The sequence below is a fragment of the Acetomicrobium mobile genome (genome assembly GCF_937920065.1).
The window spans coordinates 1-4410 of the sequence record NZ_CALETC010000028.1; the positions used below are offsets into that span (position 1 = coordinate 1).

Annotated in this window: 3 protein-coding genes; all 3 read left to right on the top strand. The window is 51.9% G+C overall.

The window, feature by feature from the left end; genetic code table 11:
- Positions 1 to 111: 111 nt before the first annotated feature.
- The 3 genes from Q7P41_RS00920 to Q7P41_RS00930 are packed head-to-tail and all read left to right on the top strand — an operon-like array spanning position 112 to position 4280.
- Complete coding sequence (locus Q7P41_RS00920; RefSeq protein WP_303881395.1) at positions 112 to 1869, top strand: thiamine pyrophosphate-binding protein; 1758 nt, start codon at positions 112 to 114, stop codon at positions 1867 to 1869.
- 19 nt (positions 1870 to 1888) lie between these two features.
- Entirely contained in the window at positions 1889 to 2824 is a 936-nt protein-coding gene (locus Q7P41_RS00925) for a hydroxymethylglutaryl-CoA lyase (protein ID WP_303881397.1), read from the top strand.
- 46 nt (positions 2825 to 2870) lie between these two features.
- Positions 2871 to 4280, top strand: coding sequence for an aldehyde dehydrogenase family protein (locus tag Q7P41_RS00930; RefSeq protein WP_303881400.1), 1410 nt, complete (start codon positions 2871 to 2873; stop codon positions 4278 to 4280).
- The last annotated feature ends 130 nt before the right edge of the window (positions 4281 to 4410 follow it).

Consider the following 4410-nt stretch of genomic DNA (forward strand, 5'->3'; position numbering starts at 1 on the left):
ATTCCCTTTACCTGAACGATTAGAAAAGCGATGAGCAAGTATAAGGCATGTTAAACAGAGATGTTTTACTACCGTAAATTTTATTTTAAAGAATTATAAGGAGGCAAAGAAATGAAAGATCTTGTGGCTTATCAGATAGTGAATTTTCTAGAGAAAAAAGGCGTCGAACACATCTTCGGGCTTTGCGGACATACGGTAATTGCGATGCTCGATGCTTTGGAGAACAGCAAAATAAAATACATAAGCGTCAGACACGAGCAAATTGCTGCTCACGCTGCAGACGGTTATGCCAGAGCGTCAGGCATGAAGTTGCCCGGCGTAGCCTTGGTCCATCTTGGGCCGGGTTTGACTAACGCTACCACCGGCGTAGCAGAAGCCGGACTTGATTCTATACCCCTTGTGGTCATCGCAGGCGACGTACCTTCCTATTATTACGGCAAGCATCCTCATCAGGAGGTTAACATGCATGCCGATGCAAGTCAGTACGAGATATATCGTCCCTTCGTGAAGCGGGCTTGGCGAGTCGATTTTCCTGAAGCGCTTCCTGAGATCTTGGACAAAGCCTTTAGGCTTGCCGTGTCGGGTAGGCCCGGACCCGTATTGGTGTCGATTCCAATGGACATATTTTCCGAGCAGATCGACGTGTCCTTGTTCCAGCAGAGAATCGACAACCTCCTTTCGCCGGCAAAGCCCTCCCTGGACGAGGAGACGGCCGAGCAGATCGTGGACTTGCTGGCCAAAGCGGAACTTCCCGCAGTATATGCCGGCGGAGGCGTCATCGCTGCCGATGCCTGCGATGAGCTGAAAGCGTTAGTCGAGCATTTCGAAATGCCGGTCCTTTACACACTCATGGGCAAGGGGTCGCTTTCAGACGCCCATCCTCTCGCGGTTGGCATGACGGGATTCTGGGGAACTTATTTCACTAACAAAATGGCCCGTGAGGCAAGCGCAATATTAGCTTTAGGCACCAGGATGTCCGAGGCCGACTGCAGCTCATGGTACAGGGACGTGACCTTCAACATTCCTCCTACCAAGCTAATCCACATCGATATAGATGCTCAGGAAATAGGAAGAAATTACAAGACGGAAATTGGTGCCGTTGCGGACGTTAAAATTGCCTTGAAAGTCATCTTAAAGGTAGCCAAGGAAAAATATCCCAAAGGTTTCAAACGCCCTGAAGTGATCTCGGCGATCGCCTCTTATAAACAGGACTTCGAAAAACAAAGGGAAAAATTTATAAAAAGCGATCAATATCCTATGCGTCCCGAAAGGATCCTGGCCGATTTGAGGGAAGTTTTACCGCAGGACGGCTACGTCGTTACCGACGTGGGATGGAACAAAAATGGTGTGGGCCAGCAATTTCCCATTTACGTGCCGGGCACCTTCATAACCCCGGGAGGGCTTTGTACCATGGGTTACGGGCCGTCGGCAGCCCTTGGCGTGAAGCTGGCAAGGCCCGACCGCAAGGTCGTCGCCCTCATTGGAGACGGTGCCATGGGAGCCAATCCTTCGCCTATGGCTACTGCCGCACAATACGATATTCCCGTCGTCTGGGTGGTCATGAACAACGCGGCCTTCGGGACGATCGCACTGCTTGAAAAAAGCCACTACGACACGATGTTTGGAACGGTCTTCGAAAAACCGACAGGCGAGCCTTACTCCCCTGATTTTGCAGCCATAGCCAATGCCTACGGCATCAAGGGGGTTCGTGTTAGCAAGGCCGATGAGTTCAAAAAGGCTCTAAAGGAAGCCCTCGACAGCAATAAACCGTGCCTGATCGAGGTCTACATGGAAAACGCACCCGTGCCCACTGACGGGGTTTGGGACATAAACAACATTTACAAGAAGCGCCCGAGCGAATTTTTCTAAAAAAAGGGATTGACCGATCATGAGACAGATCAACAAAGACGTAAGAGTAGTCGAGGTGGGGCCGCGCGACGGTTTTCAAAATGTAAAGGCCTTCATCCCGACGGAAAAGAAGATAGAGATGATAGAGACCGTCATCGATGCGGGCGTCAAGGAGATGGAGATCACCTCTTTCGTAAGCCCTAAGGCGATCCCACAGATGGCGGACGCCAAAGAGGTCGTAGGGGCGATTAAGGCACGCCAACACAAGGACCTTTTTTTGACGGCCCTCGTGCCCAACCTCTTTGGCGCAAGGGTGGCGTTGGAGATGAAGATGGACGCCATAAACTTCGTCATCTCAGTCAGTGAAAGCCACAACAAAGAAAACGTGCGGCACACGATAGATGAGTCATTTGCTGAGCTTGAAAAGATCGTCCGGGAATTTTCGGCTGTTAAGGATGCTCCCCACGTCATCTTATCCCTTCCTACCACCTTTGGCTGTCCTTTTGAAGGGCTTCAGCCCGTCTCGAAGGTTATCAATATGGTAAGACGCGGCATGGACCTCGGGATAAGGCGTTTCATCTTTTCCGATACGATAGGGGTGGCAAATCCGCTTCAAGTAGAAAGCTTCTTCGAGGAGATCTTTGCGACGCTGCCCTCGGGGCTCGAGCTCGGACTGCACCTTCACGACACTCGAGGCATGGCGCTGGCCAACGCCTTTGCGGCCTTGAGCTTCCCGATAAACTCGCTTGAGTCTTCATTTGGAGGCTTTGGAGGGTGTCCCTTTGCTCCGGGAGCAGCGGGAAATGTTGCGACCGAAGATCTTGTGAACATGCTTGAAAACCTAGGTGTTCCTACGGGCATCGACATCAAAAAACTTGTGAAGGCAGCTCTTGAGCTGGCGAAGTTTGCCCCCGACGCGCTTAACAGCCATATGGCGAGGGTATTGACGGGCAAGGCCACCCCGTGCGGCCTGTAGCCGAAAAATTTTAATAAATTATATTAACAGGAGGCATAATGTTATCATGGCAAAGGAACTTACGGAGGAACAGATGCGTATCGTCGACGAGGCCATTGAGCGGGCAAAGAAGGCCTTCAAGGTGATCGAGACCTACGACCAGGCCAGGGTCGACAGGTTGTGTCAGGCCGTCGCTTGGGCCGTGGCAAACAAGAAGACCTTCAAGCGTTTGGTCGACATGGGCATTGAAGAAAGCGGGCTTGGCGATCCCGTCACTCGCATGAACAAGAGGTTCAAGATAAGAGGGGTCCTCAGGGACGCCTTGAGGCAGAAAAGCGTCGGCATCATCGAGGAGATACCGGAAAAGGGGATAGTCAAATACGGAAAGCCTGCCGGGATAATCGGATTTCTCATTCCTTCGACAAACCCGGACCTTACGCCTGCAGGCGGCGCTATATACGGGATTAAGGCAAGAGACGTCATAATCTTCTCCCCCCATCCGCGCACGAAAAACACATCGATGGAGACGGTGAGATTGATGCGCGAGGCCCTCGAAAGAGAAGGCGCTCCTGCAGATATCCTGCAGTGCCTGCCCAATCCCACCATACCCATGGCAAATTACCTCATGTCCAAGGTCGACCTGGTCATGGCAACGGGAGCCCAGGGCGTCGTGCGCGCCGCTTACAGCTCCGGAAAGCCCGCCTACGGTGTGGGAGCCGGAAATGCCACGATGATAATAGACGAGACGGCAAACATCGAAGAAGCTGCCCACAATACCATGCTGAGCAAGACCTCCGATTACGGCTCCGGCTGTTCGGCGGACGGCAACCTAATAATAGAGGAAAGCATCTTCGATGCCATGGTGGCCCAGCTCATCAAAGAGGGCGGCTATCTGGCAAACGAGGAAGAAAAGGCGAAGCTGCGCGCCGTAATGTGGGACGCCGAAGGGCATCGCACCCCAAATACGGTAGCCATTCCTCCCCAAAAGCTGGCAAACATAGCCGGTTTTTCCATCCCTGAGGACAGGAAGTTCATCATGGTCATGGGCGACGGTATAGGCAAAGAACATCCCTTCTCGGGCGAAAAGCTGACCACACTCCTTGCCCTCTATAAATACAAGGGATTCGATCAGGCCATAGAGATGATGCATGCCATCTTTGAAGTGGGCGGCAAGGGGCATTCCTGCGGAATTTATTCTTTTGACGAGGACCATATCAACCGGCTGGCGTTGGAGGCTCCCGTAAGCCGCATCATGGTGCGTCAACCTCAATCCAAGGCGAACGCAGGGTCGTTTACCAACGGGATGCCGATGACGTCGAGCATGGGCTGTGGCACATGGGGCGGCAACATCGTATCCGAAAATATCTATCTTAAACACTACATGAATACGACATGGGTATCGAAACCCGTCCCTGAGGATCGCCCGTCGGATGAGGAGCTTTTTGGCGAATTTTACGATCCTGAACTGGAAAAGTAGTAATCGTATTTTAAATTAAATGGGAGGGGTAAAGATGTTTTGTCCAAATGTTGACACCAGGTTCATAGCGCTTTACGGCAACCCGTTAAAGCAGACTTTGTCGCCATTACTTCACAATACGGTATTTGAG

Excerpts from the sequence above, each read along its gene's own strand:
- Q7P41_RS00920 (WP_303881395.1), top strand. The coding sequence starts at position 112 with ATGAAAGATCTTGTGGCTTATCAGATAGTGAATTTTCTAGAGAAAAAA.
- Q7P41_RS00925 (WP_303881397.1), top strand. The coding sequence starts at position 1,889 with ATGAGACAGATCAACAAAGACGTAAGAGTAGTCGAGGTGGGGCCGCGC.
- Q7P41_RS00930 (WP_303881400.1), top strand. The coding sequence starts at position 2,871 with ATGGCAAAGGAACTTACGGAGGAACAGATGCGTATCGTCGACGAGGCC.